General features: G+C 53.5%; 16 protein-coding genes, 1 tRNA gene and 1 riboswitch. Of the genes, 10 read left to right on the top strand and 7 right to left on the bottom strand.

What is annotated here, in order from left to right:
- Positions 1-2: 2 nt before the first annotated feature.
- Positions 3-344: a hypothetical protein gene (locus KP22_RS06370; RefSeq protein ID WP_039305185.1), complete on the bottom strand. Its 342-nt coding sequence runs from the start codon at positions 342-344 to the stop codon at positions 3-5.
- Positions 345-425: 81 nt separating this feature from the next.
- Here KP22_RS06370 and KP22_RS06365 point away from each other — a divergent pair, with 81 nt between their 5' ends.
- Positions 426-983 carry a recombinase family protein gene (locus tag KP22_RS06365; RefSeq protein ID WP_039305365.1) on the top strand — a complete coding sequence of 186 codons (558 nt, stop codon included), beginning with the start codon at positions 426-428 and terminating at the stop codon, positions 981-983.
- A gap of 83 nt (positions 984-1066) precedes the next feature.
- On the opposite strand, the gene KP22_RS06360 is transcribed toward KP22_RS06365, so the two are convergent.
- Positions 1067-1813: an AEC family transporter gene (locus KP22_RS06360; protein ID WP_039323506.1), complete on the bottom strand. Its 747-nt coding sequence runs from the start codon at positions 1811-1813 to the stop codon at positions 1067-1069.
- Positions 1814-1952: 139 nt separating this feature from the next.
- Between KP22_RS06360 and KP22_RS06355 the strand changes: the two genes are divergently transcribed.
- Complete coding sequence (locus KP22_RS06355) at positions 1953-2840, top strand: LysR family transcriptional regulator (protein ID WP_039299147.1); 888 nt, start codon at positions 1953-1955, stop codon at positions 2838-2840.
- 184 nt (positions 2841-3024) lie between these two features.
- On the opposite strand, the gene KP22_RS06350 is transcribed toward KP22_RS06355, so the two are convergent.
- Positions 3025-3101 (bottom strand) — tRNA-Val (locus tag KP22_RS06350).
- Positions 3102-3818: 717 nt separating this feature from the next.
- Between KP22_RS06350 and katG the strand changes: the two genes are divergently transcribed.
- On the top strand, positions 3819-5993 hold the full coding sequence (gene katG, locus KP22_RS06345) for a catalase/peroxidase HPI (protein ID WP_039299151.1): 2175 nt from the start codon (positions 3819-3821) through the stop codon (positions 5991-5993).
- Between the two features lie 86 nt (positions 5994-6079).
- Here katG and KP22_RS06340 read toward each other — a convergent pair whose 3' ends face one another.
- A complete protein-coding gene (locus tag KP22_RS06340; protein WP_039299154.1) occupies positions 6080-6343 on the bottom strand; it encodes a DUF3861 domain-containing protein in 264 nt (87 codons plus the stop codon).
- 81 nt (positions 6344-6424) lie between these two features.
- Here KP22_RS06340 and KP22_RS06335 point away from each other — a divergent pair, with 81 nt between their 5' ends.
- The 7 genes from KP22_RS06335 (at position 6425) to uca (ending at position 15137) form a co-directional block, all read left to right on the top strand.
- The gene (locus KP22_RS06335) at positions 6425-6838 is read left to right on the top strand and encodes a MarR family winged helix-turn-helix transcriptional regulator (protein WP_039323144.1); all 414 of its coding nucleotides are present in this window, start codon (positions 6425-6427) and stop codon (positions 6836-6838) included.
- A 182-nt stretch (positions 6839-7020) separates the two neighbouring features.
- Positions 7021-7122, top strand: a riboswitch (guanidine-I (ykkC/yxkD leader).
- A gap of 59 nt (positions 7123-7181) precedes the next feature.
- Positions 7182-8240, top strand: a complete 1059-nt coding sequence (locus tag KP22_RS06330) for a putative urea ABC transporter substrate-binding protein (RefSeq protein ID WP_039323141.1) — start codon at positions 7182-7184, stop codon at positions 8238-8240.
- A gap of 23 nt (positions 8241-8263) precedes the next feature.
- Positions 8264-9079 carry an ABC transporter permease gene (locus tag KP22_RS06325; protein ID WP_039323137.1) on the top strand — a complete coding sequence of 272 codons (816 nt, stop codon included), beginning with the start codon at positions 8264-8266 and terminating at the stop codon, positions 9077-9079.
- Positions 9076-9867: an ABC transporter ATP-binding protein gene (locus KP22_RS06320; RefSeq protein ID WP_039323135.1), complete on the top strand. Its 792-nt coding sequence runs from the start codon at positions 9076-9078 to the stop codon at positions 9865-9867. The genes KP22_RS06325 and KP22_RS06320 overlap by 4 nt, the downstream gene beginning before the upstream one ends.
- Before the next feature lie 13 nt (positions 9868-9880).
- Positions 9881-10645 (top strand): urea amidolyase associated protein UAAP1, encoded by a 765-nt coding sequence (locus tag KP22_RS06315; RefSeq protein ID WP_052012477.1) that lies wholly within the window; start codon positions 9881-9883, stop codon positions 10643-10645.
- An 11-nt stretch (positions 10646-10656) separates the two neighbouring features.
- Complete coding sequence (locus KP22_RS06310) at positions 10657-11292, top strand: urea amidolyase associated protein UAAP2 (RefSeq protein ID WP_039323132.1); 636 nt, start codon at positions 10657-10659, stop codon at positions 11290-11292.
- Between the two features lie 242 nt (positions 11293-11534).
- Positions 11535-15137 carry an urea carboxylase gene (uca, locus tag KP22_RS06305; protein WP_039323129.1) on the top strand — a complete coding sequence of 1201 codons (3603 nt, stop codon included), beginning with the start codon at positions 11535-11537 and terminating at the stop codon, positions 15135-15137.
- A gap of 51 nt (positions 15138-15188) precedes the next feature.
- On the opposite strand, the gene KP22_RS06300 is transcribed toward uca, so the two are convergent.
- Genes KP22_RS06300 through KP22_RS06290 form a run of 3 tightly spaced genes read right to left on the bottom strand, consistent with a single transcriptional unit; the run spans position 15189 to position 18034 of the window.
- Entirely contained in the window at positions 15189-15884 is a 696-nt protein-coding gene (locus tag KP22_RS06300) for a LutC/YkgG family protein (protein WP_039323126.1), read from the bottom strand.
- Positions 15884-17305 carry a LutB/LldF family L-lactate oxidation iron-sulfur protein gene (locus KP22_RS06295; RefSeq protein ID WP_039323123.1) on the bottom strand — a complete coding sequence of 474 codons (1422 nt, stop codon included), beginning with the start codon at positions 17303-17305 and terminating at the stop codon, positions 15884-15886. The genes KP22_RS06300 and KP22_RS06295 overlap by 1 nt, the downstream gene beginning before the upstream one ends.
- Before the next feature lie 9 nt (positions 17306-17314).
- Positions 17315-18034 carry a (Fe-S)-binding protein gene (locus KP22_RS06290; RefSeq protein WP_039299189.1) on the bottom strand — a complete coding sequence of 240 codons (720 nt, stop codon included), beginning with the start codon at positions 18032-18034 and terminating at the stop codon, positions 17315-17317.
- Positions 18035-18077 lie beyond the last annotated feature (43 nt).

Genomic DNA, 18077 nt, shown 5'->3' with positions numbered 1-18077 from the left:
TACTATGTCAATTTAATGACTCGCAAACGATATTTTGCGCTATTCATTTGCCCCTTATTCCACGGATTTGCATCCCATAAACCACCGCGTGTAATCGTAGCGCTACCAGTCTTTATCACAATCGTATTTTTATCTAAAAAATTAGCTCCTATCCCCATCGTTTGGCCTGCTACAGTTCCCTCATGTATTCCATTGCACGCAACGCCCCATTCGTCGTCAATTAGGAATTCTATTTGAATCATGCAGCCCAAAGTATTAAATGGATTGGCTACATTTACTGACTTATTTGCTGTGATTGTGCCCGGTGCATTTTCTGTTCCCTCTGGATAAATCAACTGTTCCACAAAACCGAGGTTTTCAGGAGTGCCATGCTGTGGCCCATCTGTAAAAATCCCCCTCTCTTTATTATAAGTGGATTCTTACAGATGGCGAAAATTGGCTATATGAGGGTGTCAACAAATGACCAATGCAGTGATTTACAGCGCAATGCATTGATTAGCGCAGAATGCGAACAGGTTTTTGAAGACAAAATGAGCGGGCGGATAGCTAATCGGCCTGGACTTAGACGTGCATTAAAATGCATGGAAAAGGGAGATACGCTCGTCGTTTGGAAACTGGATCGACTGGGGCGCAGCGTGAAGAATTTAGTTACATTGATCTCTGAACTCCATGAGCGAGGTATTCACTTTCGTTCATTAACTGACAGCATAGATACATCAACCCCAATGGGGCGTTTTTTCTTCCACGTCATGTCAGCCCTTGCCGAAATGGAAAGAGAGCTAATTGTTGAAAGGACGTTAGCAGGATTAGCTGCTGCGAGAGAAAAAGGACGTATTGGTGGTAGACCACAAGCTTTTACATTAGAAGATAGGGAGATGATTAAACGGTTACTGAATGCGGGACACAGCAGACAGCAATTGGCAATTATTTATGATGTGGGCATGTCTACCATCTATAAGCACTTCCCAGTTTGCGATGCATAATTTTGTAATTTTTTTACAGTATGCGTAACAGTGCGGGTGTTTAATTTATCGCGCAGGATGTGCCGCATTTATCGTGCGGCGCATCAAGTAATGATGGGCTGTATCACGAGTTTTAGCGCAATCATCGGTAGCACCGTTTTGCTGACCGTGACGTTCAGGTGCTCTCTGACTTTCAGTCTGGCAAGACCCAGACCTAGTGCAAATAATGCGGTTGGGCCTGCTGCACCGCCGAGAAAACGCGCAAAGGATTCGATGACGGTAGGGACTTGAATATCGAACAGAACGAATGCCAAGCCAGCAAGTACGGAGATCGTCAATGGATTCTTCACGGTAGTCAGCGCCGAGCGTCCTACACTTTGAATCAGCCGCGTGTTAGCACCTGTCACCCGTTTAGAGAACACATCCCAACTGACGATCACGGCCATGATAGCTGGGATATTGTGCAGAATAGTTGCCAGCGCCGCGGGCAGTGCTGCCTGTTCGCCATAGACTGAAATCAAAATCGGCACACCCATGTATCCCGTGGTGCCATAACACGCCCCCATGCTAAGAATGGAGGAGTGTGGCAGCGCGATCTTCATACGCTTTGCCAACAATGTGGCAAGCGCGTAGGACGCCGTGATTCCGATCAGCGTTGACAGAATAAAACCCCACTGTTTCAGATCGCCAGTGTCTGCTCGTGCCACGGCAATGAACAACAAGGCTGGTAGCGCAATATACAAGACATAATCGTTGATTAACTTATCTGCATTACCACTGTCGGACCTTGTTCTTCCATAACAGTAGCCAACGAGAATCACCAGAAATAGGGGAACGACAATCAAGAACATGGATGAGCCTCTTTATTTACTAATTTTTGACGATATCGACCCTTGGATCTTGCCGAGTGTTTCATAAACTTCTAAATGAATTATGATGTGCTGATAATTGATTTAATCAATAACGATAATCTCAAGAGGTAGGATAACGATGCGAGCGCAAGTAGGGCGGATAGAGGGGCGTGGTATCACGCTCGAACAACTGCGTATCTTTGTATCCATCGCGGAATACGGAGGTTTTGGACGCGCGGGTGAAGAGCTGGGACGAACGCAATCAACGCTTAGTGCTGGCCTGAAACGCTTAGAGGAAGATGTTGGCTGTCGCCTCATCGAACGGCGTCAGGGGCACATTCTTGGCTTGACCGAAGAAGGACGACAGTTGCTGCCCGCTGCCCGTGATATCTTGCTACGTACGAATCGAGCAATTGGCGCATTGAAGAAATCCCCTATGACAGGTCGCGTAGCACTTGGCGTTCCAGATGATTTTGAGGTTAAGAATCTGCATGAAATCATTTCGTTATGCCTTGAGGAAAATCCTGGACTAAGGGTAGAAATCACGGCAGCTTCATCAAATGTGCTGTCTTCGATGGTGGCACAGCAACGTCTGGATGTGGTGATCCTTAAAGGAATGGCGGGACAGCCGCTGATTTCTGAAACAGAAAGAATTCTGCGTGTGGAATCTCTTCACTGGGTCAGTTCAGGCGCAGTGAATTTCAGTGAGATGGATGAAATCCCTCTCGTCACTTTCCCAGATGGTTGTGTGATCCGGAAATGCGCGGTTTCTGCCTTGGAGCATGTTGGACGTCCATATTACTTTTCTTATGTAAGCGGGTCTTTTGATAACATCCGAGGCGCGGCGGCAAATGGACTGGGGATTGGTTTACTGCCGAAGAGTGCTCTTTCCGAGGCGCTATATGTTCTGGGACCGGAAGACGGCGCTCCCAGCGTTCCAGCCATTCAGCTTGTGCTGAGCGTGACACGACCAGGGAAACTCTACAAACTGTTTACCCGCTATATTGATCAGGCATTGGCGCAATAGCCAAAGCTCGGTTTAGCTACTCGGTAGTATGTATCGGTTAGCTGTGTGGCTTGCATCATTTAAATTAAAGCGAACGAATAAACGTTGAATTTATTTTGAGGAATTTAACAAGATACGAGTAAGGGAAATTTCAATTCACATTCATTAACCTACGGGCGCAGGGTAATATTTTTAGAACATGAATTGGTACGACCGAGTGGACTCGAACCACCGACCCCCACCATGTCAAGGTGGTGCTCTAACCAACTGAGCTACGGTCGTACAGGAGATAACATCTTAATCAGTAACGTTTTGATTAGAATGCTTTTCTTCATTCCAGCGTTTGGAATGGGCGCTATTATGGACGGCTCTGGTGTTGGTGGCAAGCGCTTTATTTATCATCCCCTTTCAAGTGCCGAATGTTTAGCCGAATTCGTCGAGTGAAGCTGTTGTACCAGCAAATCAATGAGCCTGTGTCGAGTAGCCGTGATAATGCTGCGTTTGTGCTGGCGAGCAGGTACTGGGCATGCATTGGGTAACACAGCTAGCGAATGAGAGCTATGTTTCCGGTAGTTATAACGTAGATGGTATGCATTTATAGTGAGCAATGGTGCCGGTTTGTGGAACGGCTTCCTGGTTCGATTAGGGAAACACGATGATGAGGTTCTCGTAGGGATGCTTCGCACCGTGGTTGCTCCCAATATTCGATCTGGAACGATTGCTATTGATAATAATAAGCAAACACATCATCTCAAGCTATTCTATCGGCGAGATTATTGATGCAGATAGGAAAAATGTGCGATTGAGCCGCTTTCATCAGCTTAAGCTATCGCAGAAGTTAGCATATACAATTATAAATGATAGGGAGACTCTGGCACTGTCTTGCATCAAGAAGAAGGAATAGGTAAAGCGCCCCGTTGCCATAAAGGTAAGGCTATCGGAGAACGATCCACCTTCTTGCGCAGCGATTAAGGCAATGCAACATACTGGGAGATAATGATGGACGAGAATAAAACGAAACCAGCCGGCAAGTGTCCGGTTATGCACGGCGGAAACACTTCTACTGGCTCATCAAACACGGACTGGTGGCCAAATGCCCTCAATCTCGACATTTTGCATCAGCACGACACCAAGACCAACCCATTAGGCAGCGATTTCAGCTACCGTGAAGCCCTCAAAACCCTCGACGTCGATGCCCTCAAAAAAGATCTGCATGCGCTGATGACCGACAGCCAGGAGTGGTGGCCTGCGGACTGGGGTCACTACGGCGGGCTGATGATTCGTATGGCCTGGCATTCGGCAGGCTCCTACCGTACAACTGACGGTCGCGGCGGCGGCGGAACCGGTAACCAACGTTTTGCACCGCTTAACTCCTGGCCGGATAACGTCAGCCTCGATAAAGCGCGCCGTTTACTGTGGCCAATCAAAAGAAAATACGGCAATAAACTCAGTTGGGCAGACCTGATTATTCTGGCGGGCACTATCGCCTATGAATCCATGGGGCTGAAAACCTTCGGCTTCGCTTTTGGTCGTGAAGATATCTGGCAACCGGAAAAAGATACCTACTGGGGAGCGGAAAAAGAGTGGCTGGCAAAAAGTACTGAACGCTATGGCAGCGACGATCGTACTTCGCTGGAGAATCCGCTGGCTGCCGTACAGATGGGGCTGATTTACGTTAACCCGGAAGGCGTCGACGGCAATCCCGATCCGCTGCGAACCGCACAAGACATGCGCGTTACGTTTTCTCGTATGGCAATGAATGATGAAGAAACGGTCGCCCTGACGGCGGGTGGACACACGGTAGGTAAGACCCACGGCAACGGTGATGCCAGCCTGCTGGGTGCGGCACCAGAAAGTGCTGATGTTGAAGAGCAAGGCCTCGGCTGGCATAACCCGACGGGATCGGGTAAAGGTCGCTATACCGTGACCAGTGGGCTGGAAGGTGCCTGGACAACGCATCCTACACAATGGGACAACGGTTTCTTCCACATGTTGTTGAACCACGAATGGGAATTGAGAAAGAGTCCAGCGGGCGCGTCACAGTGGGAACCCGTCAGCATTAAAGAAGAAGATAAACCGGTTGATGTTGAAGACCCGTCTATTCGTTACAACCCAATGATGACCGATGCCGATATGGCGCTGAAAGTTGACCCGGAATATCGTAAGATTTCTGAGCGTTTCTATCAGGATCAGGCCTATTTCTCTGAAGTGTTTGCCCGAGCGTGGTTCAAACTGACTCACCGCGATATGGGGCCGAAAGCGCGCTACGTTGGCCCAGATGTGCCGCAGGAAGATTTACTGTGGCAGGATCCGGTTCCGGCTGGCCGTACCGACTATGATGTTGCGCTTGTCAAAGCGCGCATTGCCGAAAGTAGCCTTTCCATTAGTGAGCTGGTGGCAACCGCCTGGGACAGTGCCCGTACGTTCCGTGGCTCCGATATGCGCGGCGGTGCCAACGGTGCGCGTATTCGTCTTGCCCCGCAGAAAGACTGGGTAGGTAATGAACCTGCGCGTCTGGCGCGCGTGCTGGTCGTTTTGGAGAGTATTGCGGCCGCAGCGGGAGCCAGCGTGGCCGATACCATCGTTCTGGCAGGTAATGTGGGGATTGAGAAAGCGGCAAAAGCGGCGGGCGTACATGTGACCGTGCCTTTTGCGCCGGGACGTGGCGATACCACTGATGCCCTGACCGATGTGGAATCTTTCGATGTCCTCGAACCGATTCATGATGGCTACCGTAACTGGCTGAAGAAAGATTATGCCGTTAGCGTGGAAGAACTCATGCTCGACCGTACCCAACTGATGGGGTTGACTGCGAAAGAAATGACTGTGCTGGTGGGGGGGCTGCGCGTGTTGGGAACCAACTACGGCGGTACGAAGCACGGCGTGTTTACCGATCGTGAAGGGGCGCTGACGAACGATTTCTTCGTCAATCTGACCGACATGAAATACACGTGGAAGCCTTACCGCAAAGACCTGTATGAAATCCGCGATCGTAAAACGGGTGAAGTCAAGTGGACGGCGACGCGTCTGGATCTGGTCTTTGGTTCCAACTCCATCCTGCGAGCCTACGCTGAAGTTTACGCACAGGACGACAGCAAAGAGAAGTTTGTGAATGACTTTGTTGCTGCCTGGGTGAAAGTGATGAATGCGGATCGCTTCGATCTGGCAGAGTAAGACGTAACCACTCCCTGCGCGGGCGCTTGTGCCGCGTGGGGAGAATCATTTTCTACTGTGATGCATTTTCGGTGTGTCTGTGCCGATCACTGTTTCTTCAGCTTCATCATGAATTCTCTGAACGGGGCAGAAAATTCCTTAAACAGCGGATGCTTTCTTTGCTGCATCATCACCTCACTAAATAGCTTCAATCCCACCATAAAAGCCTGAGTTTGTTCCGGCGTCATGTCCATCTTGCCGTCGACTTTTTCTAGTAGCTTGAACAGATCATCGTGAAGCGAGAATTCAAACGACAGCGTGCGTTGCTGCTCAGCTTTTTCTTCCACCGTAATCTGATAGGTGTTTCCCATAATGTCCTCACTAAATTGAACTCATAATAGATAGTTGATAAGATCAACTATATGACCATTGATTGACTGAGTCAATAAAACATGATGAAAGCCCTTTTTGCCTTATTAGAAAGTTATAAGGCACAGATGCAGGAACAAATGAAAGCGCACGATATTAGTCTGGATGTCGTGCACATTCGGCTATGTAAGATCATCGCGATGGAAGGGCGGATTACGCCTCAGTTGCTGGCGAAAACTGTTGGTCGGGATAAGGCGCAAATTACCCGAATGGTGGCTGAGTTGGTCAAGCGTGATTATGTCCGCAAAATAGATAATCCGGATGATGGCCGCAGCGTGTGGCTCAGCTTGTCCGATAAAGGCGTCGTGTTTACACAGGTTTTTCTGCATCAGGAAAAGCAGATTGAAGCACAGATGCTTCAGGCTCTGTCCTCGGACGAACAAGCCATGTTTAGTGCGCTGCTGGAAAAAATAGCGGCGAGCGATGCTAAACACTAAATCCTACACCAACTCAAGATCTCTGCACTGCCGTGAGGCGCGTTCATTGTGCTGCTGCACCGTGCTGGCGCGAGAGCGGCATTCTTCCCTGCCCAAATACCAGCCGTAGCGGCATCTCCGGTGCTGGCACGCATTTTGCTCTAGTCTCTTCGGGACAGCACCACATAGGGCGCTGAACAACCTGAATAGCTGGCTAGGGTTCCGATCCATGCAATATGGATGTCTGGTCCGAGAGCTGGCGACCTCCAGTTGAGGTTACACGGCGGGACAAAAGCCCGGGAGACAGCAACACCCATGGTGTCGCGCTGTTCCCGCTTTTTTCTTACTCAACCGGAGGTCTGGCATGAATCTATCTCGTTTACTGGGCGTTTGCGTCCTCAGTCTCTCAGCGCTGCTGAGCTTCCCTTCACCGGCTGCGCCTAAAACGCAATTCAACGTGTGCTGGACTATCTACGCTGGCTGGATGCCGTGGGGCTTCATCGGCACGCAGGGCATTATCGATAAATGGGCCGATAAGTACGGCATTAAGATTAAGGTTACCCAGCTTAACGACTACGTCGAGTCGATCAATCAATACACCGCCGGACAGTTTGACGGCTGCACCATGACCAACATGGATGCGTTGACCATTCCGGCGGCGGGCGGTGTGGATACCACGGCGCTGCTGCTTGGTAGTTTCTCCGCAGGCAATGACGGTATCGTACTCAAGGGCAAAGGAAAAACGCTGAGCGATTTGCGTGGGATGAAGGTCAATCTGCCTGAACTCTCCGTTTCGCATTACCTGCTGGTGCGCGGTCTGGAAACCGCCGGATTGCGTGAGCGGGATGTCACCGTCGTCAACACGTCGGATGCCGATATTGTTGCCGCCTTCGCCACCCGCAGCGTACAGGCTGCTGTCGCCTGGAACCCACAGCTTTCCGCGATTAAAAGCCAGCCGGATACCTCGGAAGTCTTTCAGTCCGGTCAGATCCCTGGCGAACTGATCGACATGATGGTCGTGAACACGCAGGCGCTACAAGAGAATCCAGCGCTAGGTAAAGCGCTAGCCGGTGCCTGGTTTGAAATGATGGCGCTGATGAAGGCGGGCGACAAACCCGCGCTGGAATCGATGGCGGCCGCTTCCGGTACCGATTTAGCAGGCTATCAGGCACAGCTAAAAACCACCCATTTATTTTATTCCGCACAGGACAACCTGGCGTTTCTGACCAGCGCCGATCTCCCGAACACCATGAAACGCGTTGCAGACTTCTCCTTTGATAAAGGGTTGCTCGGCACTGGTGCTCAGAGTGCCGATTTTATCGGCATGACGTTCCCTGGGCAGGTCACGCAAGGTGACAGCGCGAATGTGAAACTGCGCTTTGACGACACCTTCGTGCGTCTGGCCGCAGAGAACAAACTCTGACCTCGCAGACTGGAGAGACTATCGTGCGCTTGATCAATCGCTCCCCCAGCCGAGGCGGACGGCTGCTGCTTGTCCTGCTGCCGTTTGCCGTGCTGCTGGTGATGTACCTCGTGGGGTCAGCGCTGCGGCTGGAAACCAATCCCAATGACAAACTGCTGCCAAGCCTTGGGCAAATGGCTGAGGCGATTCAGCGCATGGCATTTACCGAAGACAAACGTAGCGGTGACTACCTGTTCTGGCTGGATACGCAGGCCAGTCTGGTGCGTCTCGCGCTGGGTTTGGGGATCGCCAGCCTGTTGAGTCTGTTGTTTGGGATTGCGGCGGGGGCTTTTCCGCTGTTCCGCGCGCCGCTCTCGCCGTTGATGACCGTACTGTCGATGATCCCGCCGCTGGCGATTTTACCCATTCTTTTTATCGTCTTCGGACTCGATGAACTCTCAAAAGTGATGTTGATCGTTATTGGCGTCACGCCGATGCTGGCGCGCGATCTCGAACAGCGTGCCCGCAATATCCCACAGGAAATGCTGATCAAAGCGCAAACGCTGGGGGCGAACAGCTGGGTAGTGGTGTTGCGCGTCATCCTGCCGCAACTGCTGTCACGACTGTTGATTTCACTGCGGCTGCTGCTGGGTGCAGCGTGGCTGTTTCTCATCTCTGCCGAAGCGATTTCGGCAACGGCCGGGCTGGGCTACCGCATCTTTCTGGTTCGCCGCTATTTGGCGATGGACGTGATTCTGCCTTACGTCGTGTGGATCACGCTGCTGGCATGGTTGATGGATATGGCACTGCGCTGGTTGCATCGCCGCTGGTTCCCGTGGTCAGAGGAAAGCAAAGCATGAGTTTTATCGAGATCGATAACATCTGGCAGGAATACGGCGACCACGTTGTGCTGGAACGGTTGAACCTGAACGTCGAGGAAGGGGAATTCTGCACGATGGTTGGCGCATCCGGCTGCGGTAAATCCACCTTTTTGCGCCTGCTGCTGGGGCAGGAAACGCCCAGTCGTGGCGAAGTGCGACTCGAAGGGAAAACGTTGCCTGCCGAACCGGATGTCAGTCGCGGCGTGGTGTTTCAGCGCTATTCGGTTTTCCCACATTTAACCGTATTGGAAAACGTGATGATTGGGCTGGAAATACCGCGCTCCCCTTGGTTCGGCAAGCTGTTTGGACGGCGTAAGCAGGAGGTCCGTGCCAGTGCTGCTCGCATGCTGGAACGCGTCGGGCTTGGACATGCGATGAACAAATATCCCAATCAACTTTCCGGTGGGATGCAGCAGCGGCTTGCGATTGCTCAGGCGTTTATTGTCCAGCCGCGCATCCTGTTGCTTGATGAACCTTTTGGGGCGCTGGATCCCGGTATTCGCGGCGATATGCACACCTTACTGCTGGAGCTGTGGCGGGAAACCCGTTTAACGGTCTTTATGGTTACCCACGATCTGCCGGAGGGGTTCCACCTCGGCACACGTTTGCTGGTGTTCGACAAAGTGCGCGTCGATCCCCATGTGCCGGAAGCCTATGGCGCACGTATTACTTATGACATCCCGCTGAATCAGGCGCGTCTCGCTACGCGCAAGCGTGCGCTTACGCCGCTGTCTCCTGTTGTCAGTGCGGCGACATCCCCCGTTTAAGGAGCTTTCTGTGATGACAGAGATACAGGTATTAACAGACACACACGCATCGAAAAATACATCGACAGGCCGGTCAACGTTGGATGAAGAAACGGTACCGGGTGGAGGCCATACCTCCTTCATTCTCAAGCGCGGACAGATTCTGCGGATCACCGATGTGGAAGGCGGCGGTAATGTGGGTCTGCTGATGTTTAATGCGCACCAGACCAGCGAACGGTTAAACCTGCCGGACACTCTGAAAGGGCAACATACCGCCAAATTAACGGTTGGGCACTGCCTTTACTCCGATATGGGACGGGTACTGGCGGCGATCGTTACCGACACCTGCGGCTGGCACGACAGCATGGGCGGCGTGCTCAATGCGCAGGAGGTGCATGAGAAATACGGGCAGGGGCGCTATCAGGAATTACGCAACGGCTTTTTCCGTAACGGTATGGATAACCTGTTGGTCGAAATGGGCAAATGGAACCTCAATCTGCAAGATTTGCTGATGACGATCAACCTGTTCAGCAAAGTCACGGTGGATGCACAAGGGCAGTTTCACTTTCACGCCAATCATTCTCAGGCGGGTGGCTACATCGAGCTGTATGCACCGATGGACACGCTGGTCGTGTTGACGGCTTTGCAACACCCGATGGATCCCAACCCGACGTATGCGCCGCGTCCAATTGCACTCACCTGGAGCCGAGCAGAAGACGAGGATGTCGCCAAGTACTGCCGTGAGTTCCGTGAGGAAAATGCACGCGCGTTTCACAATACCGAACGCGGTTACCTGTAAGGAGGCCGGATATGACGTTAATTGCCAGCAATAAAATGGCCGAGGACGCGGTCTTCCGCCATGTCATCCCAGCCGGAGAACCCTATCTGTTTGAAGTCAAACAAGGGCAGACGCTGCGATTATTGGATTTAGAAGGTAATCAGGCGGTGGATACGCTGTTCTATCGCGTTGATAACCCACGTGAACGCTACGATCCACAGCGTACGCTGCGCCGTCAGAATAACGTCTACCTGACTACGGGTAGCGTGCTGTATTCCAACCTTGGCAATCCGTTGTTGACGATTGTCGCCGACACCTGCGGTCGACATGACACGTTGGGCGGTGCCTGTGCGCAAGAGAGTAACACAGTGCGTTATGCGCTCGACCGACGCTACATGCACAGCTGCCGTGACAACTTTCTCTGTGCCTGCCTACACGATGGTCGTCTGAACAAGCAAGATATTGGTGCGAACATCAACTTCTTTATGAACGTGCCGGTAACGGTGGAAGGCGGGCTGACCTTCGAGGACGGTATTTCCGCGGCGGGGAAATACGTGGAGCTACGCGCCGAAACGGACGTCGTCGTGCTGATTTCCAACTGTCCGCAGCTTAACAACCCGTGTAATGGCTGGAACCCTACGCCTGCGGAGGTGTTGGTATGGAACTGACGCCGGATCGAGGCCATGAAAAACACACGCGATGGCAGCGTGTGAGAGAGTGGCTAGTAAGTGCATTGGAAGCGAGAGCGAACCGGTATTTTCTGCCGTCAACGAGCCGTTCTCCGTCTGACAAAAACTGATGATTTCGATGTGGTAGCACGCCTCTACATCCTTTGACCGTTACCGCGATGGACGACCATCATGCGGATCGCATTTCGGCGGGACGACCTGCCCTTGCATGAGTCTAGCGTATGTTCGATACACTTCTGATTGCTAACCGTGGTGCAATTGCGTGCCGTATTCTGCGTTCGCTGCGCGAGATGAACGTCCGTGGCGTCGCGGTCTATTCTGATGCCGATATCAGTAGCCTGCATATTCAGGACGCCGATGAAGCCATTAGTCTGGGAGAGGGCGCGGCGGCACATACCTATCTTGATGTCGCGAAAATTTTATCGGCGGCGCAGCGCAGTGGTGCGCAGGCCATCCATCCGGGGTATGGCTTTCTGTCTGAGAATGCGGCGTTTGCCGAAGCCTGCGAAGCGGCACAGATTGCCTTTGTTGGGCCGACGCCGCAGCAACTGCGTGTGTTCGGCTTAAAACATACGGCGCGGGCACTGGCGAAAAAATACCACGTTCCGCTGCTGGAAGGCACCGAGCTGCTGGAAAATATTGATGCAGCTCTCCGCTCGGCAGCAGAGATTGGCTACCCTGTCATGCTCAAAAGCACGGCCGGTGGTGGTGGGATTGGGATGCGCGTCTGCTATAGCGCCACGGAACTGTCCGAGGCGTTTGAAACGGTAAAACGGTTGGGGCAGAACAATTTCAGCGACGCGGGCGTTTTCATCGAAAAATATATCGAGCGTGCCCGGCATCTGGAGGTACAGATTTTTGGCGATGGTCAGGGAGAGGTACTAGCGTTGGGCGTTCGGGATTGCTCGGTGCAGCGCCGTAACCAGAAAGTCATTGAAGAAACGCCCGCGCCCAATTTGCCGGATGGCGTCGCCGAGGCGCTGTGTTCTGCGGCAATCAGTCTGGCGCAGGCGGTGAATTACCGCAGTGCGGGGACGGTGGAGTTCGTTTATGACAGCGCAACCGATCGTTTTTATTTTCTTGAAGTCAATACGCGCCTACAGGTCGAGCACGGCGTAACGGAGCAGGTCTGGGGTGTGGATCTGGTACGCTGGATGATTGAACTGGCCGCAGGGGATCTACCGCCGTTGCGCGAACTGGCAGCCCAACTGAATCCTCAGGGGCACGCGATTCAGGCACGTTTGTATGCGGAAGATCCGGGCAGACAGTTCCAGCCATCACCGGGATTATTGACGGAGGTCGAATTCCCCGCGTCAGAAGGACACAGCCTGCGCATCGATACCTGGGTGACGGCAGGATGCGACATCCCCCCATTTTTCGATCCGATGCTGGCTAAGATCATCGTCTGTGCGCCAACCCGTGAGCAGGCGATGGCCGGGCTGGATCGCGCGCTGGCGGACACGCGCCTCTACGGTGTCGAGCACAACCGTGACTATCTGCGTCAGATTCTGGCGGCAGAACCGTTTGCCAGCGGCCAGCCATGGACGCGCTGTCTGGATGCACTGGCCTACAAGGCGACAACCTGCGAAGTAGTGAGTGCAGGTACGCAAACCACCGTACAGGATTATCCCGGGCGTCTCGGATACTGGTCGGTCGGTGTGCCGCCGTCGGGGCCGATGGACGATCGCGCACTGCGTTTGGGGAATCGACTCGTGGGAAATCCGGCGGGGACGGCCGCGCTGGAGATCACGATGAACGGGCCGACCTTACGTTTTAACACGGATGCGGTGGCGGTTATTACGGGGGCAGCTATCGCTATTGAGATGGACGACCAGCCCGTCGCGATGGATTGCGTGTTTGCGATACCGGCTGGTGCCACGTTGCGCTTAGGGACAATGCAGGAACAGGGCGTGCGCAGTTATCTCTGCCTGCGTGGTGGTATTGAGGTGCCGGATTACCTTGGTAGTAAAAGCACGTTCACGCTCGGACAGTTTGGTGGCCATGCTGGGCGCGCGCTGCGGGCGGGGGATGTCTTGCACCTTGCTGCACTGGCGGACAGACGCGTTGGCGACAGCCTGCCGGATGCGTTACGCACGACCTTGTCTGCGGTACGTGAACTGCGCGTGATTTACGGCCCTCATGCCGCACCCGACTATTTTACGCCTGCCTACATGGACACTTTTCTCACCACTGAATGGGAAGTGCATTTTAACTCCAGCCGTACGGGCGTGCGCCTGATTGGGCCGAAACCGGAATGGGTTCGCGACAGCGGCGGAGAAGCGGGGCTGCACCCGTCGAATATTCACGATAATCCGTATGCTATCGGTGCAGTGGATTTCACCGGCGATATGCCAGTTATTCTAGGGCCGGATGGCCCGAGTCTGGGGGGGTTCGTCTGTCCGGTGACGGTGATCGAAGCCGATCTGTGGGCGCTGGGGCAGCTTAATGCCGGCGATCGCGTGCGCTTTATTCCCGTCGATCTCGCCACGGCGCGTTCACTGGCATTGGCGCGTCATGCTGAGGTAGAACAGCTTGCGCCGATCAACATCAATTGGTCGCCTGCCGCGCTGATTTCTCCGGTGGTGCTGGATATCGGTGATGCGGATAAGCGGCTGGTTGCAAGACTGTCCGGCGATACCCATCTGCTGCTGGAAGTGGGGGCAGCGGAACTGGACGTGGCGCTGCGTTTTCGCGTTCATGCGCTGATGCTGGCACTGGAACAACAAACGCTCGATGGCATTATTGATATCACGCCGGGTATTCGTTCGTTGCAGGTGCACTATCGGCCTGAAACGCTGGCATTGCCGCCTCTGCTGGAGGTGCTTTCTTCCTTATGGTTGGCCGTTTGCGCCCAGCAAAATCTGACCGTGCCGTCGCGAGTGGTTTATCTGCCGCTGTCCTGGGACGATCCCGCCTGCCAACTGGCGATTCAGAAATATATGACCACGGTACGCAGCGATGCGCCCTGGTGCCCGAGTAACCTTGAATTTATCCGCCGCATTAACGAACTGGATAATCTCGATGAGGTTTATCGCACGGTATTTGACGCCAGCTATTTGGTGATGGGGCTGGGTGACGTTTACCTCGGCGCACCGGTGGCGACACCGCTGGATCCGCGTCACCGTTTAGTCACCACCAAATATAACCCGGCACGTACCTGGACCGCAGAAAACTCGGTGGGGATTGGCGGCGCTTACCTGTGCGTTTATGGCATGGAAGGGCCGGGCGGTTACCAGTTTGTCGGACGCACGCTGCAAATGTGGGATCGCTATCGCGGCGTTGATGCCTTTGACGGTAAACCATGGCTGCTGCGTTTCTTCGACCAGATTCGCTTTTATCCGGTCTCGGCTGACGAATTGTTATCCATCCGACGGGATTTCCCTCTAGGCCGTTATCCGCTGAGGATCGAGCAAAGCGAACTGGCGCTAAGCGCCTATCAGGATTTCCTGTCACGGGAAGCGGAAGACATCAAGATATTCCGTGTGCGTCAGCGGGCAGCGTTTGAGGCGGAGCGTGAACGCTGGCGTATTGCCGGTCAATCGGTAACGGATAGCGTGGACGTGGTGATTGAGGCAGCGAGCGAAATGCCGATCCAGCCGGGGCAGATCGGCGTGGAAAGCCCGATTTCCGGCAACCTCTGGCAGGTGGCGACGGAGGTGGGTAAGACGGTGGCCGAGGGGGAAACGCTGATGATCCTCGAATCCATGAAAATGGAGATCCCGATTGTATCGCCGCAGCGCGGCATTGTTCGAGAGATTCGCTGCCAGCCCGGCGCATCCGTTCGTGCCGGGCAGTGCGTGGTGGTGATTGAATATCAGGGATAAGTCCCGCTCCGTATCGCGGCAGGCGGCGAAATGATGCCGCCTGCCCGATTTTTAACAGTCCTCAACGATCAGATAGGCGGCGTTAATCGGCCCGTGTACGCCGACTACTTTGATCAGTTCAATATCGGCGGTGGAGCTCGGGCCACCAATAATATTAATGCACGATGGCATACGCTCGCCTTGTTGTGCCATGTGATGCAGGTGCTGCGCCAACTGAGCGATACGGGGTAACAATGTGCTTTTTCGCAGTACAAAGAGAGAGGATTCCGGCAACAGGCTGACGGCGCGTCCTCGTTGTGGTGCGGAAAATAGCACCACGCCGCCTGATTCGGTTAGGCCATACTCCGCGTAGACTACGCCGACTTTGGCTTGCTCCGCCAGCCGCAAGTTTTCTTCTCCCACGCTGGGATCCCATACGGTGGCCTGGCATTCACGCTGCAAGCATGCGGTGATCCCTAATGTCTCTAAACGCCGATCGTCGCTGATGATCACAGGTGCATGTCCGTATTTATCGCACAATTGCAGCGCGGCCTGCGCTGCGTCGGCTTCGCTGACGACTTCACAGTGTGCCAGCATGACGTTGGTGGCGACATCGATAAACGCATCACAACGCTGCTGTACAGTTAGATCGGTTAATCGAGTACGCGCATGATGGCTGGCAGGCCTTGGCAATGGAGCAGGAGCGTGGCGCACCTCGCGTCCAAGCTGACGGGCAATATCGGCCAGAAAGGTATCGCGGTTTTCCATTATTTTTTTCCTCTCGCCTGATGTTTCTTAAACCAGCTGCGGAAGCTTTCACCGTCTGCATCCGGCAGGTCGCGGGCTTCCGTCCATTCGCCGATGGCACCCATCTCAATGCGTGTTTTACCGTTTTTGATAAACCAGCCTGCGGCATGGGCACCGGCGATCATTCCGACCTTCCACAGCATCGGATGACTGTTGACGTAGCTGAAGAGTTTCGTGAAGCGCTGTTCTGCTTTTGGCGTTATTCCGCTTTCCGCCATGACGCGCCGGTGCTTGAGAATCAGTGACGATAAGGGAATACGGACCGGGCATACGGTATCGCAGGCGGTGCAGAGTGAGCAGGCATAAGGCAGTTCTTTGAAATCCTGATAGCCGCCTAGCAACGGAGAAATGACGGCGCCAATTGGACCAGGATAAATAGAGCCGTAGCCGTGTCCACCAATGTGACGATAGGCAGGGCAGGTGTTGATGCAGGCGCCACAGCGGATACAGCGTAGAATATCGCGGAATGCGGAGCCGAGAATCTGTGAACGACCGTTATCGACGATCACCAGATGAAATTCCTGCGGTCCATCAACGTGTCCCGCTTCCCGTGGCCCTGTCAGCCAGGTGTTATAACCCGTTAGGCGTGCACCGACTGCGCTACGCGCCAACATGGTGATCAAGACGTCCACTTCCTCAAAGGTTGGCGCAATCCGCTCCATACCCATCACCGCAATATGCGTTTTGGGCAACGTGGTACACATTCGCGCATTGCCTTCGTTGGTGACCAGACAGACCGAGCCGGTTTCCGCCACCGCGAAGTTACAGCCGGTTACGCCGACTTCCGCACTGAGAAAATCCTCACGTATCTTCTGGCGAATGAACAACGTCATGGCTTCTGGCGTTTCTGGCCCGTCATAGCCCAGTTTTTCATGCAGTACTTTACGGATCTGGTAGCGATCTTTGTGGATAGCGGGAACCACAACATGCGAAGGCGGGTCTTGATCCAACTGCAAAATATATTCGCCCAGATCGGTTTCGATAACCTCAATCCCCGCCTGCTGCAAGACGTGATTCATGCCGATTTCTTCGGTGACCATCGATTTCGCTTTGACGACTTTTTTGGCATGGTTAGCCTGAGCAACCTTAAGGATATAGCGGGTTGCATCCTCCTTGGTTTTGGCGAAATAGACCTGTCCGCCGTTGGACGTGACTTTTTCTGATAGCTGGTAAAGGTACGCATCGAGATTGTTAAGTACATGCTCGCGAATCTGGGCGGCGTGATCGCGCCACGCTTCCCAATGGCCCAACTCGTCGACCATTTTCTGGCGATTTGCGCCGATACGCTCCTGCGCGTTGGCAACCGCCTTACGCATGATGGGATCGTGAATCTGGGTTTGAATACGATCCTTAAATTTAACATCGCTGGTTTTTAGGCTCATATCCTCTCCTTAGCGGCTCATCAGGACTTCGGCGATGTGCATCACCTTGACCGGGTGGCCTTCACGCTGCATTCGTCCACCGATATTGAGCAAGCAACTGACATCGGCACCAATCAGATAGTCGGGTTTGACCTCCATCATATGGCTGACTTTCTCTTTGACCATTTCACCGGAAATTTCTGCCATCTTCACCGAAAACGTGCCACCGAAGCCGCAACAGGTTTCTTCTGCCTTAAACGGCAGCAAGTGCAGACCCTGAACGTGGCTGAGCAGCGTGACGGGTTCCTCTCGCACGCCCAGTTTGCGAAACAGGCTACAGGAGGGATGGTAAACCGCAGTTCCTGACAGGCGTGCACCGACATCCGTTACGCCCAGCGTATTGACGATGAACGAGGTCAGATCTTTCATGCGTTCGGCAACACGCTCGGCACGCAACACCCATTCGGGCTCATCGGCCAGATATTCGGGATAATGACGGATCGCGTTCATACATGAACCTGCGGGAGAAATGATCGGGTCGTCATTGTCCTCCAGCGCGGCAATCACGCTTTTCATACCGGGAATGGCGCTATTGATGTAACCGCCGTTGATGGCGGGTTGCCCACAACATGACTGTTTTTCAGGAAAGTGCACGTTGCAGCCCAACTGCTCCAATAGCAGTACGGAATCACGCGCCATACGGGATTTAAGGGCGTCACCAATACAGGTAACAAAAAAATTAACATTCACGACAGACTCCCATTACTCAATATAGATGGATTTTTTATTGTGA

It is taken from the genome of Pectobacterium betavasculorum (genome assembly GCF_000749845.1).
GTDB classification, from domain to species: domain Bacteria; phylum Pseudomonadota; class Gammaproteobacteria; order Enterobacterales; family Enterobacteriaceae; genus Pectobacterium; species Pectobacterium betavasculorum.
This window is presented reverse-complemented; position numbering and strand designations above follow the sequence as displayed.

Bases quoted from the DNA above. Each gene is read 5' to 3' on its own strand.
- KP22_RS06355 (WP_039299147.1), top strand. From the start codon at position 1,953: ATGCGAGCGCAAGTAGGGCGGATAGAGGGGCGTGGTATCACGCTCGAA.
- KP22_RS06295 (WP_039323123.1), bottom strand. From the start codon at position 17,305: ATGAGCCTAAAAACCAGCGATGTTAAATTTAAGGATCGTATTCAAACC.
- KP22_RS06300 (WP_039323126.1), bottom strand. From the start codon at position 15,884: ATGGAAAACCGCGATACCTTTCTGGCCGATATTGCCCGTCAGCTTGGA.
- uca (WP_039323129.1), top strand. From the start codon at position 11,535: ATGTTCGATACACTTCTGATTGCTAACCGTGGTGCAATTGCGTGCCGT.
- KP22_RS06335 (WP_039323144.1), top strand. From the start codon at position 6,425: ATGATGAAAGCCCTTTTTGCCTTATTAGAAAGTTATAAGGCACAGATG.
- KP22_RS06320 (WP_039323135.1), top strand. From the start codon at position 9,076: ATGAGTTTTATCGAGATCGATAACATCTGGCAGGAATACGGCGACCAC.
- KP22_RS06365 (WP_039305365.1), top strand. From the start codon at position 426: ATGGCGAAAATTGGCTATATGAGGGTGTCAACAAATGACCAATGCAGT.
- KP22_RS06315 (WP_052012477.1), top strand. From the start codon at position 9,881: ATGACAGAGATACAGGTATTAACAGACACACACGCATCGAAAAATACA.
- KP22_RS06360 (WP_039323506.1), bottom strand. From the start codon at position 1,813: ATGTTCTTGATTGTCGTTCCCCTATTTCTGGTGATTCTCGTTGGCTAC.
- KP22_RS06330 (WP_039323141.1), top strand. From the start codon at position 7,182: ATGAATCTATCTCGTTTACTGGGCGTTTGCGTCCTCAGTCTCTCAGCG.
- KP22_RS06340 (WP_039299154.1), bottom strand. From the start codon at position 6,343: ATGGGAAACACCTATCAGATTACGGTGGAAGAAAAAGCTGAGCAGCAA.
- katG (WP_039299151.1), top strand. From the start codon at position 3,819: ATGGACGAGAATAAAACGAAACCAGCCGGCAAGTGTCCGGTTATGCAC.
- KP22_RS06310 (WP_039323132.1), top strand. From the start codon at position 10,657: ATGACGTTAATTGCCAGCAATAAAATGGCCGAGGACGCGGTCTTCCGC.